The sequence below is a fragment of the Alkalibacillus flavidus genome (assembly GCF_040545925.1).
Taxonomy (GTDB): domain Bacteria; phylum Bacillota; class Bacilli; order Bacillales; family Alkalibacillaceae; genus Alkalibacillus; species Alkalibacillus flavidus.
The window spans coordinates 89,636-110,634 of record NZ_JBEPMX010000004.1 but is presented as its reverse complement, the minus strand read 5'-3'; the positions used below and the strand labels follow the sequence as shown (position 1 = coordinate 110,634).

Sequence of the window (20,999 nt, the reverse complement as noted above, 5' to 3'; positions counted from 1 at the left end):
TGATGATGGGCTATTTAAGAGGCTTTATCGACTATTCGAGAGAAGATCAACAAACGCGTGACCCGATAGACCGGATTAAAGATTGGGGCGAATATACGATTCGATTAGATGAAGACGAATTGCAACGGCAAGGTGCTCGTTGCATGGACTGTGGGACGCCGTTTTGCCATACGGGGATTAGTTTTAATCAATCGGATATTGGCTGCCCCGTGAACAATTTTATACCTGAATGGAATGAGTTAGTCAGCGAAGGAGACTGGCAGCACGCGTTTGAACGGTTAAAAGAAACGAACAATTTTCCTGAGTTTACAGGTCGTGTGTGTCCTGCACCTTGTGAAGGGTCATGTACCCTCGCGATTAATGACGATCCTGTTGCGATTAAAACGATCGAAAACGAAATTATCGAACGCGGTTTTGAAAACGGTTGGGAACAAGCGAATCCACCGGCGCATCGCACAGGTAAACAAGTCGCTGTTGTCGGCTCGGGTCCAGCTGGTTTAGCGGCAGCTGACCAATTAAACCAACAAGGACATACGGTGACAGTCTATGAACGCGACGACCGACCAGGTGGCTTGTTAATGTATGGTATCCCTAATATGAAATTGGAGAAAGAAACGGTTGACCGCCGCGTGAAGTTGTTAGAAGAAGAGGGTGTTACTTTCGTATGTAACACATCTGTTGGCGAAGATATCACGCGCGATGAGTTAAAAGCCGACAATGATGCTGTCATTATTTGCACAGGCTCACAACAACACCGTGACGTACCAGCAGACAATCGTGATAGCAATGGTATTCACTTTGCAATGGATTATTTAACAGAAGCGACGAAATCGTTAGAACATGACCCTGATCAAGCTGCGATTCATGCTCGCGGTAAAAATGTAATCGTCATTGGCGGTGGTGATACTGGCGCTGACTGTGTTGCAACAGCATTGCGTCAAGAATGCGCTCGTGTGGTGCAGTTCGGTAAACACCCAGCCAGTCCTGAAGAACGCGATGATGACAATCCTTGGCCATTATTTCCAATGACGTTCAAACTAGATTATGGCTATCAAGAAGCGGTTGAAGCTTACGATGAAGACCCGAGAAAATACGAAATTTTAACGAAAGCCTTTGAAACGAATGAAAACGGTGACGTAACATCGTTAAAAACTGTCCGTGTTGAAAAAGTAGAAGAAGGCGGACGCTTAGTCACAAAAGAACTTCCAGGCACAGAAGAAGTGTGGGAGGCAGACTTAGTATTTGTTGCGATTGGCTTTACAGGCCCTGAACGCGATGTCCTTGACCATTTTGGCCTAGAACTTGACGACCGTGGTCGTATTTGGACGGTTGATGGGACAAATGACTATCGCACAAGCGACGACAATGTATTCGCAGCAGGCGATGCACGTCGCGGGCAAAGCCTAGTTGTTTGGGCTATCCGCGAAGGACGCGAAGTAGCCGAACAAGTTGATACCTATTTAGCAAACGAAACAGAACAAGTGATAATCTGATAACGCTTTGGCGTTATCAGATTATTTTTTTGCTTTTCTTCACTTATGAAATAACTTGTTCATGTTATTTCATAAGTGGAGCTAGTTTTGAGATAAATCATGCGATTTATCTCAAAACTGAAGTGATTTATTTAATAAATATGAAGTCATGGTCCTGCACTAGTCATCTAGCACCATTTTGATACTTTTTGTCAAAAGGCGTTCCTTTTTGGCGCAAAATTATGTAAAATAGAAATTAAATACATAGAGTAGTAGACTGCTAAGAATTAGGGAGGAACGCAAATGAAACGATCGACATGGCTTTCGGTTGGCATGATTGCAGCGGTTATGATACTTATGACAGTTGTTGCATCTGCCGCAACGGCTAGCGAGGATTTTTCGGATATTGATGAAAAGACAATGCACTATCAAGCAATAGACGCGTTATATCAAAAAGGGATCATTAATGGAACACCAGATGGGAGTTTTAATCCCGAGAATTCGATTTACCGTGGACATGCGGCGCTTATGATTTACCGAGCGCTTGACTTAGAACCAGGTGATGTTGAAGCATCTAGTTTTGAAGATTTTAGAAACGATGAAGAAGAAAATCAAGCGATTGCAGCAATGTATGAACAAGGTATGATTGATGGTTACTCCGAAACGGAATTCGGTTTAAGAGATTATATTTCACGTGGACAAGTTGCTAAGATTATTGTCGATGCTTATGATATTCCTAAAGATGTAGAAGACCAAAGCTTCTCAGATGTAGGTGATACTTATTACGATGAGCATATTAATGCTATGGCTGCGGCCGGTATCGTACAAGGTGTCGGAAATAATGAATTTGGTGTTGACCGTGATGTTAGGCGCAGTGACTTTTCAAAAATGCTGAAAGGTGCGATGGATTACGTTAATGAATCTGATGAGTCGAACGATGATAGTGGTAACAACGATGATTCCAATAATGATGACTCTAATCAAGACGACTCTAACAATGATGACGCAGCGAATAATGATGAACAAGCTGACCCGCCGAAGGTCTTATCGATTGAATAGCTCATTATTAACATAGTTGAACGACCTCCTATCGGAATATAGGAGGTTGTTTTATAAGTTATAACATTAAAAACAAAAAGGGAGAGCAACAAATTGACTATATTACATAAGCAACTCTTAAAACGGTTTGTCGCATCGTTAATATTAATCGTATCCATTTTTTCTATCCAACATGTGTCACATGCGAGTTTAATAGAAACTGATCAATTAGAAGTAACGCCGGGCGTTGATTATAATCGTTATGATGAATCGTCATCAGAAGCGATGTCTTCTCGTATGATGTCAGTCGATTTGTCAGAGCAGCATGTTGATGTCGGACTTAATATCGGTGATCCATATCCGAATCTATTAACGACGACAACGTTAGCTGATCGATTAACGTATAATACACAACAAGTCGTCGGAGGCATAAATGGTAGTTTCTTTCACTTTGATAGTGAACGACCTTCTTATATGCTCGCTCAAAATGATAAGTTGTTCAATTTGGGTGCTGTGTCTGACGATTCTAGTGGTTATATGAGTGTGCCGAAAGCGTTTGGTATGATGCCAGATGGTTCGGCTAAAATAGATTCCTTTGACATGCAGTTATCCTATGAAATTAACGGTAAAACATATGAGATAGATAAATATAATGGTGCGCGTGGCTCGGGTGAAACGGTGCTATTCACACCATCACATAAGTTTGATTGGACGCGCACGAATGAATATGGTGTCGAAATTCATGTTGATCAAGTTGATCAATTGATTGATGATGAACCGATACAGTTTGGTGATACGATCACTGGTGAAGTAAAAAAGGTGCGTCGTTATTTATCAAATGAATATATTCAACAACCTGAAGATGGGTTTGTCATTTCGATTCATGGTGATACCCCGATTGACGATAACTTAGAAGTCGGTGACAGTGTTGAGTTGAACGTCGATATTAATGACGAATGGAAGGGAGCTGAATTTGTTCTAGGTAGTGGTCCGCAACTCGTTCGCAATGGACAAGTGGATTTAGAAATGGATGAAGATAGTTCGCGTGCAAAGCGTAGGAATCCACGCACGGTTGTAGGGACGAATGCTAATGGATCTGAAGTCTTCTTTATTACAGTAGATGGACGTCAGCCAGGTTATAGTGACGGTATGACGATGGAGGAAGTGGCTGAATACGTTGAAAGTTTAGGCGTTGAACATGCCATTAACTTAGATGGAGGCGGTTCGACGACGATGGTCGCACGTCAGTATGGTGATACACATACGAGTGTGATGAATAGTCCTTCCGGTGGATATGAACGTGGTGTGTCCAACGGCTTATTTGCCATGGTAACGGATCAGTCTGATAAAGCTGAAAAAATAAGCGTCGATGTCGCAGAAGAAGGCAAAATTCTTAACGGTGCATCAGTTGGACTTGATGTCGAATATGTTTTAGATGAATATTATCATCCATTAACATATAACGAGTCAGATGTTGAATACTCAGTCAGTAACAATATTGGACGAGTTGAAAATGGTGAATTTATCGCAACGAATGCTGGAGAAGGAAATATTACGGCATCGTATGATGGGGCTTCGACAACGATTCCGGTTGAAGTGGTTGACGGATTCGACCAAGTGGATATGACCCCAAATGATATCCGCTTAGGTGTAGGCGAAACACAATCCTTTACCGTAACGCCGCAAATGAATGATGGGTCTCACGTCGTTTGGGATGATTCACAAATCGAATGGTCAACGTCCGGTAACATTGGTGTTATTTCCAATGAGGGTGTTTTAACAGCGAATAGTATCTCGGCAACTGGTGAAGTCCATGCGACAATCAATCACCAAACATACACATCAGAGGTAAGAGTCGGTGGCGGTGATGTCGTGATCGATTCGTTTGAAACGATCGATCAATGGTCAGACAACACTGTCCGTGCAACGGGTGACATTCGTCTGAGCGACAAATTTGCGCCATCTGTAACAGGCAACGCACTGCGCCTCGATTACAATTTCAATAATGGTGAAGGCACATCAGCTGTATATGCACAGTATGATGGGAATCAATCGTTTAGTAATCGCCCGAACGAAATAGGCGCATGGGTGTTTGGTGACGGTGAAGGTCATTGGTTAAGAGCGCAATTATTAGACGCGTCGGGTGATGTTCATTATCTTAATTTCACAGAAGAACATGAATTGGATTGGGATGGTTGGAATTATGTCACAGCAGACATTCCTGATGGGATCGAAACGCCATATACGTTAAATTCGATTTATGTTGTGGAACCTTCAAGCGACCGAAAAGGCGAAGGGTTTATTTACGTTGATGAACTCCAACTTTCTTATAATGGTGAGCACGATACAGACGCATCATTTGACCAATCTGTCGTTTCACCAACAAAAGAATGGCGTGTTACGTTCGATCAAGCGATTGATACTGACTCCGTTAAATCGGACTCGATTTTTATAACTAATGCACAAGGCGATTCTTTTGATGTTTCGTATCAAATCGAACAAAATAAAGAAGTTATAGCCGTAGAGCCAGAAGAACCGTTAGATCCTGGTGTTTATCAATTAACCATTGGATCGGTCACATCACAAGATGGCGATAAAAAACTGAGCGAAACGGTTAAACCATTTATCGTCGAATAAGGTTTTCAATAAAAGCCAAGCTAGCTTAAACAATACTAGCTTGGCTTTTATCATGGTTTCACACCAAAACCAATCATATCACTACCCGTCATTTGACAAAGGTATTATAATAAAGAACATAGCAACAATGTATAAATGGAGGTGGAGACATGATCGATCAACAAATTGGGTTTATCGGTAGCGGTAAGATGGCGCAGGCGATTATGAATGGGATGATTCAATACGGTGGGATTGACCCATCACAAATTCATGCATCAGCTGTGACTGAAGAAACCATTGATCATGTGAAAGAAACGTATGACGTTCATATTGGACACGATAATCGTCGGGTAGCAAGCGAAAGTGATATTTTATTTTTAGCTGTAAAACCGCACGTTTATCCTCACGTTATAGAAGAAATACGAAAAGATATTAATCGCAATACTATTATCGTCACAATTGCAGTAGGCGTTCGAATGAAAGATATTGAACTTGCATTCGGTAAAGAAACGAAAATCATTCGCACGATGCCAAACACCCCATCTTTAGTCGGTGAAGGCATGACGGTGTTTTGTGCAAACGAGCATGTGTTAGATAGCGAGATCCAACTGATTCACGATTTATTTTCGCTTTACGGCCGATCGGATCAAGTCGATGAAAAAATGATGGACGCGATACCAGCAATTAGTGGTTCATCCCCTGCTTATGGCTATATGTTTATTGAAGCGTTAGCAGATGGGGCGGTTAAACAAGGTATTCCGCGTGACCAAGCGTACCAATATGCAGCGCAAGCATTATTAGGCGCAGCAAAAATGGTATTAGATACGGAATATCATCCAGGTGAATTGAAAGATCAAGTGTGCACGCCAGGTGGTACGACAATTAAAGCAGTCGATGCGTTAGAACAAAATGGCTTTAGAGGTGCTGTCATTCAGGCGATGGATAAATGTACTGGAAATTAAGCTTGTCATAATTGGCAAGCTTAATTTTTTTGTAAAAATAACTGTTGCAAATGTACTATTTGATGTAGTACACTTAATACAGAGAAACGAGGTGATGACGTGCACATTATATTAAACCCGACGAGTAGTCAGCCGATCTATGAACAAATTATATACGAAGTAAAGCGACGTATATTACAAGGAGTCGTTGTTGCGGGTGATAAAGTACCCTCTGTCCGTGAAATGTCAGCGCAGTTGATGGTGAATCCGAACACAGTTAGTAAAGCGTACAAAGAACTCGAACGCGACGGCGTGTTTATCACTTATCGTGGTAAAGGAACGTTTATCTCGGACGACGTGTTAGAGCTTGTCACAGAAAGGGAAGTGGATCACTTGAAACAACAAGCAGAAGAACTGGTGCAAAAAGCGGTTCAAGCCGGTTTGACGAAAGAAGAAATGAAACAGTGGATTGAAGAGTTTTTTAAGGAAGAAGGGGGAGAGTCGCATGATTAAGCTCAATAACGTGTCTAAAACGTTAGACGGATCGACTATATTAGAGCACGTTGATTTTCAAGTACAACCAGGTACAATCACAGGTATTGTTGGACGTAACGGAGCAGGAAAAACAACACTGTTACGCATGATTTCAGGTATCATTCATCCAGATAAAGGCGCCATCACAGTCGACGGTAAAAGTGTATTTCGTGAACCGAACGTGAAACAAAATGTTGTATTCGTACCCGATTCGACTGATGCACTTAAAGCGTATTCCGTTAAGGAGATTGTTAAATTCTACAAGGTTGTTTATCCGTCTTTCGATGAGAACTATTACTATCAATTACTCGATAAATTCAATTTTAAAAAGACAGGCAAGATTAAACAAATGTCAAAAGGGCAAAAGGCGTTGTTTTCGCTTATTTTAGCGTTTTCGACGAATGCGCAGTACATACTGCTTGATGAACCAACAGACGGCCTCGATGTCATTATTAAAAAAGACATTCTCCAATTTATTGCAGAAGAAGTCGCGAAACAGGATGTATCGGTTATTATTTCTTCGCACCGTCTTGATGAACTCGAGAAAATGGCTGATCACATTGTCGTTCTTAAAGACGGTACGGTGGAATCGGAAGTCGAAATGGAAGCGTTAAAACAACAATATAAGAAAGTGCAAGTGGCCTATAACGAGCCATTTCCGAATGATATCCAGGATCATCTTGACGTGTTGAGTCAGGCTGGTCGCGTCGGTGTTGTGTTGATTAAAGAAGATGATGCTGAAAGTGAAGCGGTGTTAAGGCAATACAACCCGATTTTATTTGAAGAATTACCATTAACCCTTGAAGATGTGTTTGTAGCGAAATTAGGAGGTGACTTATATGTTTCCTAAAGCATTGTGGATGAAAGAATGGAAGCATAATGCGCTCATTAGCGTTAGTGTCTTTATTGCTTTTTTATTGGCATATTTTTTAAATGCGATTTTGAGTCTAGATACGTGGCGGACGATGGCTGAAAAAAGTCCGCAATATTGGGAACAAAATAAAACGTGGCAAATCAATTCTCTCTTTTCACCAGAAATATTCGGTATTATTGCGATTGGACTCGTCATATTACTCGCCGGTTTCTTAATTGGTTTAGAAAAAAGTGCAAAACGGCATGATTTTTCGATGGCACTTCCGTTTTCTAGACGACAAATGTTTTTGACAAAATATCTGTACGGTATGCTCACTATTGTGCTAGGGTATAGTTTGTCGTATTGGTTAGCGATTTTAATTATTAATCAGTCAGAATTTAGTGATTTGATGTCATCGGTTGAAGTGTTTGAAGTCTTTATTACGCCATTAGTGACGTATCTATTTATTTTCGCCTTTTCGTTAATGATTGGATCGATTACGGGTGAGATTAAATCGCAAATTGCGTTGACATTTATTTTTATGTTTTTACCTCAAGGGTTACTTATGTTAACTGCTCAATTAATTGAAGTGCATGGAGGCAATTTTAATCCTGGTCAAATTGATTGGGTCGTGACGGATCTCTTTTGGGTTATGTATTTTACGCCAGGCATGTATGATCAGTTATCGGTTTGGACTCCTGCCGTTGCGTTAGTGATTGTATCAATTGCTGGCTTATGGTTATTTGAAAAAGCACCATCAGAATATACGGGTGATTTTATTACGTACCGAACGTTACATCCTGTGTTCTTAGTTGGTATTCCGGTCTGTAGTGTTTTGCTCGGTGGTTTACTCGTATCATCTGTCGCCCCGTACAATTCGGCTATGATGGTGTCGGTTATTTTATATTGGATTGGCGCACTGATCTTCTTGTTTTTCTCATGGAAAATTACGAAGCGATTACTCAATCGAGCGTAATATACGAAAATCCCCTCTAATGTGAGTTTAGAGGGGATTTCGCTATTCAAACGCATCTTTATTTTTCAATTTAATAATTCGGTAAATGTGGCTGACGATGACTTTAAGGACGGCGTAGGTTGGAACGGCGATAATCATCGCTAAAATACCACCAAAACGCCCGGCAAACAGGAGTAAAAAGATAATCGTAATCGGATGAATTTGTAACTTTTTGCCCATCACTTGTGGTGAAATTAAGTTACTTTCAATCTGTTGAACGACCACCACTAAAATGATCACAAGTAACGCTTGAAATGGTGAATCGAGTATGCCGACTACAACCCCCGGAATCGTACCAATCCACGGTCCGATAAACGGAATAAAGTTCGTGAGTAACGCAACGACAGCTAAAATAAGTGAGAAGCGTAAGTCAATAATTGTATATCCGATATACAACAAGACACCGACAAAACAGCTGACAATAATTTGCCCTTGAATATAGGAGCTGAGTGCGTTGTCCATATCATCTAAAATTTCAGCAGCTTCATCTTGGTAACGCTTCGGTAAGAAGTTAATCACACGACGCGGTAAACGTTCGCCGTCTTTTAAAAGATAGAATAAAATAAACGGTACGACAATGATCGTGATTAACACATTTGCGACAACACCAATGTATTCAGTGATTTGTGAGGCAATCGACGATAAAATGTCGTTTAAGTTATTTTCTAAGTTTGTGAAAAAATTCGTGATCGCATCTTCTTCGGGTGAAATACGCGAGAACCAATCACTCGCTTGGATGTTTAATAACATTTGATTCGCATCATCGATCAAATCAGGAAGTGAGTTGGCCAAATTATTGAATTGTCGTTCTAATTCAGGTGCGACTAAAATCGCAATACCCGTTATAGCGCCAACACCAGCTAAAAAGACGATCAACACAGCGAGCGGGCGTGGTATGTATTTTGACGAAAAATCGACGAACGGCCGGATTAAATAGTATAAAATGCCGGCAAAAATAACCGGAATGAATAACGTTTGAAATAAAACGAAAAGTGGTTCGAAAATAAACCGAACTTTTGTCGATAAAAAGATGATCAGTAAAATGAGAATGATACCGTAACCGATCCTAAACCATTTCCCATTTGGCATAATGTCACCACCGCTTTCTGTTAAAAAATGATAAGAATTATTTCCTATTATATCGTAAATGACAATAGATTATAAGTTTTACGACAAAAAATGTTGCAAATCTCTTTAATTTTTTTGAATGTTCATGTATATTTATAACATACAGAAAATTCTAATATTAAAGGTTGGGGTGGTGGCGATGCAATCGGTCAAAATGTTGAAACCGTATTATGTGAAACGAGATAGTTCGTATTTACGTATCATTTTAGCTTTTCAATACTTTTCAATTGAACTAAAAGGGAAAACGTATCATTTCATTCCGTTAGAAGCGCGAGAAATTATTATTGATCGTCAAAGCGAGCAAATTGTGAATACAGATGACTATTTTGTATTTCAAGACGGAACAGAGTATATTACGCTTCCCCTGTATCAGTTAATGGATTTCGAGCTATTTGAAGCTAACATCAACGATATGATTAAACGATTGAATGTCGAAGGAAGCATGGTGAGTCAGGAAGAAGTAGAAGAAGTCGTTACGGAATTAGAGCGAGGCAATATTGAACGTTTAATGGATAAAGCATTAGAAGAACGTGATGAAGCACTGTTTAACACGTTGTTGGCTTATTATTATTAAGGGTGAATGATGGGATGGTACATAGCCATCCCATTATGCTGTGTTATGTTTAAGGAATTGTTTAATATCCTGTTTGTGTAAACCGGCTGCTTTGGCGGTTTTCATGAGATGAATCCATTCTTGGTCTAATTGATGTTTCGTTTTAGTGGCTTGCTCAGTCATCCAACTATAACCTCCCGTCACATCCTACATGACCCTTCCTGTTGTTAATCTTATTCTACCGTGCGGGAAGTCGGATGCCTACCCCTATTTCATCCAAAAATATCAACAAAGTTGGTCCATTTTCGTGACAATGACGTGAGATGTGTCATGATTCATTGAAATATGCATTCACCTCTTGGAACACTTGTGACTTTAATGAAGACTTTCGTTTGTCGTATTGTTTTTGCAAATCTTCAGCCAGTTGCTTTGCGACTAAATCTGATTGAGTCTGTTTATTGATTTGATGCAATAATTCCCTGAATTCGCGGTCAGCCTTCGCTTCGATTTGTCTCGCTTCTCGTTCATATTTAAAAAATGTAGCTCCGCGCCTGAGTACGTGGCTCGACTGGCTTAATTCATCTTTTGCTTCAGTTTCAAGCTGTTTGAGTTGTTGCTTAACGGTTTTTTCAATTTCGGCTAGTTGTTCCTCGTACGTATCCAAAACGTTATGGGTGTCGTCGACCGTGGTTACGGGTTTGTATTGCTGCATGGTCGATACCGTTTCTGTTTTTGGTTCCTGCTCACTTTGCGATATAACCGTTTCATGATTAATTGAATAAAAAAATTGTGTCGATGCTACATAAATCGGGAATAGTAAGATGGACAGCATTAGAACAAACAACCAGCGCATCATGGGTCACACACCTTTTTTTAACCAATATGGACAAACGGGACAAACATTAAACGTTGGCTAGTTTTTTTTGAACATTTTTCGATATTTTGCGACATATCGAAAAAATATCGTTCGTAAGTTCCCCGTACGTCCGTATGCTCACACAGATGAGGTTATAGGTCATTTCCCTTTAATTCATTAATGTGCGACAATGATGGGTGCAGTATTTTAACATTCTAATAGGAAAAGGAGTTTTAAGTCGTGAGTGGAAGGTCAGAAAAATCACTAACACGTCAGAAGCTAGACAGAACGTTGAAGCCTCATTGGGTCTGGGCGATTGCGCTCGGGTCATCGATCGGTTGGGCATCATTCGTTATGCCAGCCAACTGGATGGGGCAAGCCGGTCCGTTAGGCGTTATTTTAGGGTTAACGATCGGTGCATTACTCATGATCGTCATTGCGATCAGTTATGGTGTTTTGATTCGAAGTTACCCCGTTTCAGGAGGAGAGTTTGCCTACGCTTTTTTAGGTTTGAATCGAACCCATGCTTATATTAGTGGGTGGTTTTTAACGCTCGGTTACATATGTATCGTCGCGTTGAATGCGACCGCTTTCTCATTAATGTTGAAATTTATTTTCCCAGATTTCATTGAGCAAGCGAAGTTATACGAAGTAGCCGGATGGGAAGTTTATTTAACGGAAATTATTTTTACGACATTATTAATTGGTATTTTTGCATTTTTAAATATTCGTGGCTCGACGATTTCAGGTCGAATGCAGTTTATTTTCGTATCGATTTTAATTTTAGGTGTCTTAACGATTACCATCGGCATGTCATCTAGTGGTGATACGTCGTTTGCAAACTTGACACCAGTCTTTACGCCAGATACGTCAGCCTTAGCTGCGGTCTTGACGATGGTTGCGATTGCGCCATTTGCGTATGTTGGGTTCGACAACGTACCACAAGCAGCGGAAGAGTTTAAGTTTTCATCGAAAAAAGCATTGTCATTAATTGTGCTAGCCATTTTATTTGCGGCAGCTATTTACTCAATGATGATTATAGCTACAGGTGTCGCGATGCCATGGCAAGAGCTAGCTGATGCGAATCATTCTTGGGGCACAGGTGTTGTCGTTCAAGAAGTGATGGGTGTTGGTGGTCTCATCGTATTAGCTACAGCTTTATCGATGGGTATTTTCACAGGCCTAAACGGTTTCTTAATTTCAGCCAGTCGTGTCTTGTTTGCGATGGCGCGTGGTAAAGTATTACCAGATATCTTTGCGCGTTTACACAAACAACACAACACACCATATTATGCTATTTTATTCGCAGCGCTTATTTCGATTATTGCACCTTGGTTTGGCCGTGATGTACTCAGTTGGATCGTGAATATGTCATCTGTCGGGGTGTCGATTGCTTATTTCTATACGACGTACACAGCGTTTAAGTTATTGAAGTGGAATGAGCAAGATAAAGATTATAACCCTGAATTGCATATCGTATCTCCGTGGCGTAAGGTAGTAACGATTATCGGTATGATTTCAAGTATCGCATTTTTAGCGTTACTGCTTTATCCAAGTTCACCAGCGGCGCTCGGACAAGAATCGTTTTATGCACTCGTGATTTGGGTTGTATTAGGTGCGATTTTCTATATCGGACGTCGACGTGAATTATCGAAATACAGCCGCGATGAATTAGCGTATTTAATTTTAGGTGATGACCAATATAAATTAGCGAATAAAGGAAATGATAGCGATAATAATCATTAATTTAAAATGATTATAAAAAGTTGAAATAAGAATTGCTGATCAAATCAACTAAATCAGGTTGGAGTATTTTATTTTTCAACAAATGTGACATTGTATTTGTTATAGGAATATAATACAATAGAGTTAACCTCGATCATAAGGTTGATTAGACGCTATCTTTTCTTTGCCACCTGTCGTATAGATGGGTGGTATTTTTTGTATCTTCACTTTCTTTCGATAAAGCATTATTGAAAAAGTGAAAGAATTCATCGTATAAGTGAGTGAATCACAACAAAATGTGAACGAATCTCAGAAAAAATTGCAAGAATTAAACGATAAACTGCTAGAATTGAGTTAGATTTTAACGATCAAAGCAAATAAAAACCACCACCTGTTGATGGAGGTGATGGTTTTAAGTAAGGGTCATCTATTTACTTTTTACGTAAGCACGAACCATAACGCCTTGCTCGGCTGTTTGACCAGACTGATTCGTCCATCCTGGGTGAACGATGACTGCAACGTGTTGGCTATGGTTGAACGGTTCATGAGGGTCAAGGGTATATGCATGATCTTGAGCACGTGTTAAGTCGTAATCCATGGATTGGCCGCCTAATGAAATCAAATCAATATGTTGATCTAATGATTCGATATTCGCGTCATCATTTAATGTGATCGTAAATTCATGGTCGGTTTCGATTGTTTTAATGTCGTCGAATGTTTTGTAGTCGTGTTGGTCACGATAAGTGTCCCAATGGCTGTCTTTTAAAGGTGATGATGATTGGATAGATGGCTCAACGCCTGTTTGATGAATGGTTTGACTATGTGGTGATTTAAATTCAGCAACGCTTAAATTTAAGACGCCACCACTATTAAGTTGAAAAGATCGTTGCATGAGCCCTTTGCCAAATGTCGTCTCACCGTAGATGTCAGCAGCATCGTAATCTTTAATCGCCGCGGCGACGATTTCTGATGCACTGGCACTATATTGATTCACAAGCAAACTCGATTCAACTGGAAAAACGTTAGGTTGAGCAACCGGGTGATACATTTCGATGCCATCTTGTAAATGAACTTCTAAAGCATAAGCAATTGTTGGAAACATCCCTAATAAGTGCTGGGCTGATGATACGTAGCCGCCGGAGTTATTGCGCAAGTCAACGATCCACGATTTAGCCGTGAGGTGGGACATTTCGGAATGGACCTCATCGATCATGTCGTCTGAGAAGGAATTAATCGATAAGTAGCCAATATCACCAGCTAACAGGTCGCTTTGGACGGTCGGTATTTCAATAGGCTGACGGGTTATCGTCTTGGTTAACGTTCGGGTGTCGCGTTCGATGGTCACGGTAACATCTGTGCCGTCCTCGCCAGCGAGTAATTGCGTAATTTGTTCTTGCGATAAATCGCTGAGGGATTGTTGATCAACTTGAATCATCAAGTCCCCTGGTTGCAGTCCTTTATCGGAGGCAGGTGAATTAGGGAATACTTGTGTGATCAAAGCGCCTTGATCGGTGAATTCCATCATGATGCCAATGCCAACGAATTCTTGATTAATCGAATTTTGAAACGTGTTGAACTCTTCTTCCGTCATATATTGTGAGTACGGATCCAATTCATTCATTAAATCATCGATCGATTGGTCATAAATTTGATCGTTCACGTCTTCATAGTAATGTTGTTCGATATATGGTTTGACATCATCAACCGTAACCGAGTATGATGTAACAGACCAAAATAATACGATAAAAAAAGGTAGGACGTAGGTCCATTTTTTCATAATTGGATCCTCCCATAATTTAGCTATTTACCAATCGGTTATAAAAATATATACTATCAATATGTAACCTTTGTCACATACGATTTTTAAGGGGGAACATCAAGCGATGTCTAAAAAAAGGATTAGCGCAAATGTTGATGAAGCTGTTAATAAAGAATTAGAAGTAAGAGCCAAGCAATTAGGGATTTCGAAAAGCGCACTCGTCGCTTTTTCAACTACATTTTTTCTTGACCAATTAGAGCATCTCGAGAAAACAGCAGCTTCACAAGATATACATACAAATGTTTATCAAATTTTGAAAAACAACATGGATATGAAGAAAGATTGGTCATAATAGTGCATTCATATCAAGTTGAATGGGTTCCCGCAATCATATAAATGTAAGGAAAATCAGGTGAGCACAAGCTCACCTGATTTTTTTGATCTTGACTTGGTATTTTCTAGATTATTAGATATTCTCTCTAATTTATTAAATAATGACGTCCATTTATTTAATAAATTCTAGAAATTATCTCAAAAGTCCAAGTGATTATGAGATAACTGGATGAGTTATTGATTTTGTGGTGGGTAGGCTTTCCATTTGGATAAGTCTGGTTCGTCTTTTGTGATCAAATCACTTGGGAAAATGAAATTCCACGGTTTACTCGTGTTCGCTTGGACTTGGAAGTTGTCGAGTTTGAAACCGCCTTTAGCGATCACGTCTCCAGTTGCATCTTCGACAACGAGTGGTACTTGTTCCAAGTTGAGTGATTTGTCGCTACCGTTTCGAATGAGCATCGTCACTTGTAGCGTGCCATCGTCTTTATGCTTTGCTTCTAGGCCCATAAAGTTCACTTCGCCTGGTTTTGGCGGTTCGAGTGATTGGGTGATTTCTTTTAATTTATCTTTATCACGTGTCGCAAGCGATTGTTCCCACGATTCGGCTAAGTCGAGCTGGTGTTTTTTCTTCAGTTCGAAAGCGAGTTGGAAGTTTTCGCTCGGTAAGTCATCTAAACCGACATATAAATCGTTTTGACCGAATTCAAACAACCATGGACGACTTGATTTGGCTGGTAACTTACCGAGATTAGACAAGTCGAATTGTTTTTTGGCTAATTTGTTGCCGTCTTGATCTAGCAAAATGATGGACGCTTGTTCAAGGGTGATCCCTTTTGCTAATGAGTGGCGGACGAAAGCGCCGACCTCAACTGTTTTCTTATCCGTCACGTTTAGTTCAAATCCTGCCAAAGATAACTGGTTCGGTTTTAGCGGTTCTAAATCGTTGTTTTGGAATTGATAAACGTAACGATCCTCTTCTTCAACCGTCCACTGTGGGTGCAATGATAATTCTGGGTGCACCTCATGCTCTGTTTGTTGATCATCAACATCAGTTAAAACTTGATCGGCATCGACGGTTGTATTTTGACCTTTCGCTTTACGTCCTAAATGTTTAAATGGATTCATTGATTAAGTCCTCCTTAAGCGTTGTTCGCTCGTTCCGCTTCCTTCTTCTGTAAATAATGAATTTGGTTCGCTAATTGTTGCAACATCCCGCCTTGGATTTCTTGGAAGGCATAGCGGAATAAGTCAAAACCATCCTCTTGATAAAGGCGAATTGGGTCCTCCTGCTGATATTGACGGACACCGACCCCTTCTTTAAGACGATTCATTTGTTCTAAATGTTTAATCCAATTTTGATCGGTTACGGCTAAACTAATTTGGCGAACTTTAAATTGTAATTTTTGGTCATCGCTAAAGCGTTTAATTTCAGCTTCGTACTGCTCTTTCAGTTGATTGATATAATCTAAGACGTCTTGTTCGCTTTCAAACTCTTGTTCCGTCAATGAGACGTGCACCCCTGGCATGAGTGTCATGATTTGTTGTTCGAGTTTTTCAAGTAGCCATTCTTCCGGCGTCATCGTATCTGGGCAATATTTTTCAACGAGTGCTTGAATGTAATCGTCCATTTGTTTAAGCGTGAAGCCGATTGGATCTTCCGTCGTTAGTAGACGATCACGGAACTCATACATGACGCCACGTTGGTCGTTAACGACATCGTCTAGCTTCAAGTTAAATTCACGGATTGAAAAATGACTGCCTTCAGAAATCTTTTGGGCGGTGTCGATTAATTTATCGATGTCTTTATTTAAAATTTGTCCATCTTGAGCGATTTCTAAGTTCGGTTCTTTCCTTTCTTTTTCTTCTTTCGCGAAACGCACGATCAGGTCATCTTCTAGTGATACGATGAATTTTGTTTCGCCTGGGTCCCCTTGGCGACCGGAGCGCCCTTTCAGTTGGTTATCGATTCGTCGCGACCCGTGACGTTCTGTACCGATCACACATAAACCGCCGACATCTTTAACCCCTTCACCGAGCATGATGTCAGTACCGCGTCCGGCGACGTTCGTAGCGACGGTGATTTGGCCGTATTGACCGGCTAAAGAAATCAACTTCACTTCTTGTTCGACACTTTTGGCATTCAGCACTTCAAACGTCAAACCAGCATCTTCTAAGTAATCCGCGACTTGTTCTGATTGAATAATAGATGTTGTCCCGATTAAAACGGGTTGACCTTTGCTGTTACGTGCTTTTACTTCATCGACGAGCGCTTCGTATTTCTGCTCTTTCGTTTCGTACACAATGTCCGGGTGGTCTTCGCGAATAACCGGTTTGTTCGTCGGCACTTGCACGACATTCATCCCATAAACTTTTTGGAACTCTTTTTCTTCCGTTTTCGCTGTCCCTGTCATACCCGAAATGACCGGATACATTCGGAAATAGTTTTGCACGGTAATATTCGCTTGCGTTTTGTTTTCTTCAGTGATTTCTAAGCCTTCTTTCGCTTCGATCGCTTGGTGTAAGCCGTCTGATAGTGTGCGGCCTTCCATCACACGTCCAGTGTACATATCGACGAGTTTCACTTCGCCTTCTTCGACGATATAGTCCACGTCACGCTCGAACATGACACGTGCACGAACGGCTTGAATGACGTAATGGTACAGTGTACGATGTTCTAAATCGAACAAGTTGTCGATACCGAAGGCGCGCTCAGTTTTCGTAATACCCCCGTCAGCTAGGCTTGTGGCTTTCGTTTCAGGGTCGAAAATATAATCCTCATCACGTTTGAACGACTTCGCGAGTTGAGCACAAACACGTTGCAGTTTTTCATTACCTTCCGTTTTACCGGCAATAATGAGTGGTGTCTTCGCCTCGTCGATTAAAACAGAATCAATTTCGTCGACGATCGCATAATGGAATGGTCGTTGTACTTGGTCGTTTTTACTTTGCGCCATATTATCGCGTAGAAAATCAAAGCCAAACTCTGTCCCAATGCCGTATGTAATATCGCATTGATACGCTTCTTTTTTCTGAGACGGCGCTAGTTGTGGCACATTCAAACCAACTGTCAAACCGAGAAATTCATGAATTTGCCCGATTAAGTCGCGGTCACGACGTGCTAAATAATCGTTTGCTGTAATGACGTGCACGCCTTTTCCTTCTAATGCACGTAAATAACTAGGTAGTGCGGCGACGATTGTTTTACCTTCGCCGGTTGCCATTTCAGCAATGTGGCCTTCTGTTAAGACGAGCCCGCCGATTAATTGCACGTCAAAGTGGCGCATGCCTAACACACGTTTAGAGACTTCACGCACAACAGCAAAGGCATCCGCTTGAATGTCGTAGATCGACTTGCCGCCATCAAGTTGTTGTTTAAAATAATCGGTCATCTCGCTCAATTCATTGTCAGAATAAGCTTCATATGTTTCTTCTAACCGATTAATCTCTTTAATTTTTCGTTCATAACTTTTTAATTGACGATATGAGGCATCATTAATATATTGTTTTATTGTTTTAAGCATCACTAACATACTCCTATGACAAAGTTTTAAACACTAGTCACATTATAATACAAATAGATACATGATTAAATGGAAAAGTATATGTATATATTGGACTATTTTCAAATAGACCGTTTCGTTTTAAAATATAAGCAATCTATTATCAGAAGATTGGAGTGCACCAATAGTGAAAAAATGGATCGGATTATTAATTGTCGTATGCGGGTTGTTGTCGTCTCCGTTAGCGGCAGATGAATGGGTCGAAATGGATGCAAAACAAAACGTATCGCTCGACAAAAGTTGGGAAATTACGTTTGACAAGCCTGTGAAACGTGGAACCATACATAGTAAATCGGTATATGCTGTTGATTCAAATGGCAATCAACTATTTCTAGCAACCTATTTGAGCGATGACCGTGAAACAGTGAACGTCCTCCCGCCTGCGGATTTTTATACACCAGGTGAACGTTATGAACTGTTTGTTGAAATGACGATAGAATCTGAAGAAGGAAAAACGTTAGCTGAAGGTTATCGTTTGCCATTTAGTATCGATCCAACTGACACAAAACCGAATCCGTTGCCGTCATATGAAGGAGCCGATTTTATCGGTGAAGTAACGGTTGACTCTCGTTTGCGTGTTAGAAGCGAGCCGAGTACAGAGAGTGACGATACGGTGATTGGCCATGTGTATAATGGCGATCAATTACCGATTTATGATATCGACGGCTTTTGGGTCGAAACTGAAATTGAAGTCGACGATGAAATGAAGACGGCTTACTTACACAAAGATTATTTAAAATTGTATCATGCGAGTGGGCAACTGCTTAAAGATATTCGCATTGTAATTGACGCTGGACATGGCGGATCGGACAATGGCGCGAGCGTTTATGAGCCCGAGACGATTCGTGAAAAAAATATCAATTTACCTGTTGCGAAAAAAGTTCGCGACAATTTAGAGAAGCTTGGTGCGAATGTTTATTTAACACGTGAAGATGACACGTATATCAGTCTGGATGAGCGTGTCGTTTTAGCTCGGAATTTTTATAACGACTTATTTGTCAGCATTCACGCCAATGCTATGAGTGACGAGAAAATTCATGGGGCTGAAACATTTTACAGCCGTACGAAAAGCGGTAACTCGACGCATTCGCTTTATTTAGCGGACGGCTTACAAAATCAACTGACGTCACTTGCAGAAATGAGACATCGACGCGTTGATTCGGCTAAATTCCGTGTCATTCACGACAATCCATCCACGGCATCATTAGTTGAACTTGGTTTTATGACGAACCAGGATGACTTAAGTCGCTTGCTCGACGATGATTACCAGCAACTATTTGCTGATGCGATCACACAAGGCATCATTAATTATTACCAGTAAATCGGCCCTATTTTCGAGATTTCGCTTTGTTCGGTTACCCAATTGTGATATAATTATGCCGTTATCTTTTTGGATAAAATTGTCTAAGCTAAAAGGTCGCAATTTGGGGACCTTAAGATATAAGGAGGGCTTATGAAATGGAGATCGAGTCCTTGTTAGTGGCACTAGCTGTCGCACTAATTATGACACCATTAATAAAACGATTAGCGATCAAAATCGGTGCGGTTGACAACCCTTCCCACCGTAAAGTGCATAAAGGCGCGATGCCACGTTTAGGTGGTTTAGCGATTTATTTAAGTTTCATGATCGGTCTTATGTTGTTCTATCCCGATTCGGTTTATACATTGCCGGTTATGATCGGCGGTTCGATTATTATGCTCGTCGGGTTTTTAGACGATTTAATCGAACTGTCACCTAAGTGGAAAATGACGGGCCAAATTTTAGCCGCTATCGTCGTCTTGGGAACGATTCAAGTCGAATTCGTCAACTTACCGTTCGGTGGAGAATTGCATTTCGGTTGGTTAAGCATTCCAATTACGATTATTTGGATCATCGCGATTACAAATGCGATAAATTTAATTGACGGTTTGGACGGATTAGCTGGCGGTGTATCAGCAATTGCATTACTGACGATTACCGTCATGTCGATTGTGATGAACAACTATTTTGTTACAACGATTGCGTTATTACTACTAGGTAGTACAATCGGGTTCCTGTATTACAATTTCCACCCCGCGAAAATATTCATGGGTGATACCGGCGCGTTGTTTTTAGGCTATATGATAGCGGTTCTGTCGTTGTTAGGTTTCAAAAACGTAACTGTATTCTCATTCGTTATTCCGATTATTATTTTAGGTGTGCCGATTTCCGATACGGTGTTTGCGATGATACGGCGAAAAGTTCAGCGCAAACCAATATCTGCTGCTGACAAACAGCATTTGCACCATTGTTTGTTAGCTCTCGGTTTCAGCCATCGTATGACCGTGTTGTTGATTTACGGTTTAAGTGCTTTATTCAGTATCGCAGCGATCGTCTTTACCCAAGCAACCATGTGGGGCTCAGCGTTGTTAATACTTGGCCTGTTCCTCATGTTAGAACTCGTCGTCGAATTAACTGGTTTAATCGACAAAAACTACCGCCCGATTTTAAACATGTTTGTGAAACGTAATGAAACAAAATAATGGTAATCCATAGTCGTAGAGTACACCTCTACGACTTTTTTATGCACTCGTTTTAGTTTTTAAATAATTCCGCTGATTTATGAAATAACTGCGTTGAGTTTTGAAATAATT

Annotated in this window: 18 protein-coding genes; 12 read left to right on the top strand and 6 right to left on the bottom strand. The window is 40.6% G+C overall.

Translation table 11 applies throughout. The annotated features are described in order from the left end of the window. Positions 1–5: 5 nt before the first annotated feature. The 7 genes from ABID56_RS05520 to ABID56_RS05490 all read left to right on the top strand — a co-directional run bounded on the left by ABID56_RS05520 (position 6) and on the right by ABID56_RS05490 (position 8,430). Positions 6–1,493 carry a glutamate synthase subunit beta gene (locus tag ABID56_RS05520; protein ID WP_354219623.1) on the top strand — a complete coding sequence of 496 codons (1,488 nt, stop codon included), beginning with the start codon at positions 6–8 and terminating at the stop codon, positions 1,491–1,493. Positions 1,494–1,775: 282 nt separating this feature from the next. Continuing rightward, positions 1,776–2,531 carry an S-layer homology domain-containing protein gene (locus ABID56_RS05515; RefSeq protein WP_354219622.1) on the top strand — a complete coding sequence of 252 codons (756 nt, stop codon included), beginning with the start codon at positions 1,776–1,778 and terminating at the stop codon, positions 2,529–2,531. Positions 2,532–2,624: 93 nt separating this feature from the next. Next, entirely contained in the window at positions 2,625–5,147 is a 2,523-nt protein-coding gene (locus ABID56_RS05510) for a phosphodiester glycosidase family protein (protein WP_354219621.1), read from the top strand. Between the two features lie 149 nt (positions 5,148–5,296). Then, positions 5,297–6,088 (top strand): pyrroline-5-carboxylate reductase, encoded by a 792-nt coding sequence (gene proC, locus ABID56_RS05505; RefSeq protein ID WP_354219620.1) that lies wholly within the window; start codon positions 5,297–5,299, stop codon positions 6,086–6,088. A gap of 99 nt (positions 6,089–6,187) precedes the next feature. Next, positions 6,188–6,580 (top strand): GntR family transcriptional regulator, encoded by a 393-nt coding sequence (locus ABID56_RS05500; protein WP_354219619.1) that lies wholly within the window; start codon positions 6,188–6,190, stop codon positions 6,578–6,580. Continuing rightward, positions 6,573–7,451: an ABC transporter ATP-binding protein gene (locus ABID56_RS05495; RefSeq protein ID WP_354219618.1), complete on the top strand. Its 879-nt coding sequence runs from the start codon at positions 6,573–6,575 to the stop codon at positions 7,449–7,451. Before ABID56_RS05500 ends, ABID56_RS05495 begins: the two co-directional genes overlap by 8 nt. Continuing rightward, on the top strand, positions 7,441–8,430 hold the full coding sequence (locus tag ABID56_RS05490; protein WP_354219617.1) for a hypothetical protein: 990 nt from the start codon (positions 7,441–7,443) through the stop codon (positions 8,428–8,430). The genes ABID56_RS05495 and ABID56_RS05490 overlap by 11 nt, the downstream gene beginning before the upstream one ends. A gap of 42 nt (positions 8,431–8,472) precedes the next feature. On the opposite strand, the gene ABID56_RS05485 is transcribed toward ABID56_RS05490, so the two are convergent. Next, the gene (locus ABID56_RS05485; protein WP_354219616.1) at positions 8,473–9,558 is read right to left on the bottom strand and encodes an AI-2E family transporter; all 1,086 of its coding nucleotides are present in this window, start codon (positions 9,556–9,558) and stop codon (positions 8,473–8,475) included. 178 nt (positions 9,559–9,736) lie between these two features. On the opposite strand from ABID56_RS05485, the gene ABID56_RS05480 reads away from it, so the two are divergent. Next, on the top strand, positions 9,737–10,171 hold the full coding sequence (locus ABID56_RS05480; RefSeq protein ID WP_354219615.1) for a hypothetical protein: 435 nt from the start codon (positions 9,737–9,739) through the stop codon (positions 10,169–10,171). Between the two features lie 33 nt (positions 10,172–10,204). Here ABID56_RS05480 and ABID56_RS05475 read toward each other — a convergent pair whose 3' ends face one another. Both ABID56_RS05475 and ABID56_RS05470 read right to left on the bottom strand, forming a co-directional pair. Continuing rightward, positions 10,205–10,333 carry an anti-repressor SinI family protein gene (locus ABID56_RS05475; protein ID WP_354219614.1) on the bottom strand — a complete coding sequence of 43 codons (129 nt, stop codon included), beginning with the start codon at positions 10,331–10,333 and terminating at the stop codon, positions 10,205–10,207. 145 nt (positions 10,334–10,478) lie between these two features. Further along, positions 10,479–11,006, bottom strand: coding sequence for a hypothetical protein (locus tag ABID56_RS05470; RefSeq protein ID WP_354219613.1), 528 nt, complete (start codon positions 11,004–11,006; stop codon positions 10,479–10,481). Positions 11,007–11,246: 240 nt separating this feature from the next. Here ABID56_RS05470 and ABID56_RS05465 point away from each other — a divergent pair, with 240 nt between their 5' ends. Continuing rightward, the gene (locus tag ABID56_RS05465) at positions 11,247–12,752 is read left to right on the top strand and encodes an APC family permease (RefSeq protein WP_354219612.1); all 1,506 of its coding nucleotides are present in this window, start codon (positions 11,247–11,249) and stop codon (positions 12,750–12,752) included. A 406-nt stretch (positions 12,753–13,158) separates the two neighbouring features. Here ABID56_RS05465 and ABID56_RS05460 read toward each other — a convergent pair whose 3' ends face one another. Next, positions 13,159–14,508 (bottom strand): S41 family peptidase, encoded by a 1,350-nt coding sequence (locus ABID56_RS05460; protein WP_354219611.1) that lies wholly within the window; start codon positions 14,506–14,508, stop codon positions 13,159–13,161. Positions 14,509–14,614: 106 nt separating this feature from the next. On the opposite strand from ABID56_RS05460, the gene ABID56_RS05455 reads away from it, so the two are divergent. Beyond that, positions 14,615–14,842 carry a CopG family transcriptional regulator gene (locus ABID56_RS05455; RefSeq protein ID WP_354219610.1) on the top strand — a complete coding sequence of 76 codons (228 nt, stop codon included), beginning with the start codon at positions 14,615–14,617 and terminating at the stop codon, positions 14,840–14,842. A gap of 215 nt (positions 14,843–15,057) precedes the next feature. Here the strand turns inward: ABID56_RS05455 and ABID56_RS05450 are convergent, their stop codons facing one another. After that, the gene (locus ABID56_RS05450; protein WP_354219609.1) at positions 15,058–15,951 is read right to left on the bottom strand and encodes an accessory Sec system S-layer assembly protein; all 894 of its coding nucleotides are present in this window, start codon (positions 15,949–15,951) and stop codon (positions 15,058–15,060) included. 14 nt (positions 15,952–15,965) lie between these two features. Next, positions 15,966–18,347 carry an accessory Sec system translocase SecA2 gene (gene secA2 / locus ABID56_RS05445; RefSeq protein WP_354219608.1) on the bottom strand — a complete coding sequence of 794 codons (2,382 nt, stop codon included), beginning with the start codon at positions 18,345–18,347 and terminating at the stop codon, positions 15,966–15,968. Between the two features lie 166 nt (positions 18,348–18,513). Between secA2 and ABID56_RS05440 the strand changes: the two genes are divergently transcribed. After that, entirely contained in the window at positions 18,514–19,707 is a 1,194-nt protein-coding gene (locus ABID56_RS05440) for an N-acetylmuramoyl-L-alanine amidase (protein ID WP_354219607.1), read from the top strand. Positions 19,708–19,844: 137 nt separating this feature from the next. Next, a complete protein-coding gene (locus ABID56_RS05435; RefSeq protein WP_354219606.1) occupies positions 19,845–20,888 on the top strand; it encodes a glycosyltransferase family 4 protein in 1,044 nt (347 codons plus the stop codon). The last annotated feature ends 111 nt before the right edge of the window (positions 20,889–20,999 follow it).

What these genes read in the sequence shown, in the direction of transcription:
- ABID56_RS05520 (WP_354219623.1), top strand. Translation starts at nt 6, where the DNA reads ATGGGCTATTTAAGAGGCTTTATCGACTATTCGAGAGAAGATCAACAA.
- ABID56_RS05515 (WP_354219622.1), top strand. Translation starts at nt 1,776, where the DNA reads ATGAAACGATCGACATGGCTTTCGGTTGGCATGATTGCAGCGGTTATG.
- proC (WP_354219620.1), top strand. Translation starts at nt 5,297, where the DNA reads ATGATCGATCAACAAATTGGGTTTATCGGTAGCGGTAAGATGGCGCAG.
- ABID56_RS05495 (WP_354219618.1), top strand. Translation starts at nt 6,573, where the DNA reads ATGATTAAGCTCAATAACGTGTCTAAAACGTTAGACGGATCGACTATA.
- ABID56_RS05490 (WP_354219617.1), top strand. Translation starts at nt 7,441, where the DNA reads ATGTTTCCTAAAGCATTGTGGATGAAAGAATGGAAGCATAATGCGCTC.
- ABID56_RS05485 (WP_354219616.1), bottom strand. Translation starts at nt 9,558, where the DNA reads ATGCCAAATGGGAAATGGTTTAGGATCGGTTACGGTATCATTCTCATT.
- ABID56_RS05480 (WP_354219615.1), top strand. Translation starts at nt 9,737, where the DNA reads ATGCAATCGGTCAAAATGTTGAAACCGTATTATGTGAAACGAGATAGT.
- ABID56_RS05475 (WP_354219614.1), bottom strand. Translation starts at nt 10,333, where the DNA reads ATGACTGAGCAAGCCACTAAAACGAAACATCAATTAGACCAAGAATGG.
- ABID56_RS05470 (WP_354219613.1), bottom strand. Translation starts at nt 11,006, where the DNA reads ATGATGCGCTGGTTGTTTGTTCTAATGCTGTCCATCTTACTATTCCCG.
- ABID56_RS05460 (WP_354219611.1), bottom strand. Translation starts at nt 14,508, where the DNA reads ATGAAAAAATGGACCTACGTCCTACCTTTTTTTATCGTATTATTTTGG.
- ABID56_RS05455 (WP_354219610.1), top strand. Translation starts at nt 14,615, where the DNA reads ATGTCTAAAAAAAGGATTAGCGCAAATGTTGATGAAGCTGTTAATAAA.
- ABID56_RS05450 (WP_354219609.1), bottom strand. Translation starts at nt 15,951, where the DNA reads ATGAATCCATTTAAACATTTAGGACGTAAAGCGAAAGGTCAAAATACA.
- secA2 (WP_354219608.1), bottom strand. Translation starts at nt 18,347, where the DNA reads ATGCTTAAAACAATAAAACAATATATTAATGATGCCTCATATCGTCAA.
- ABID56_RS05435 (WP_354219606.1), top strand. Translation starts at nt 19,845, where the DNA reads ATGGAGATCGAGTCCTTGTTAGTGGCACTAGCTGTCGCACTAATTATG.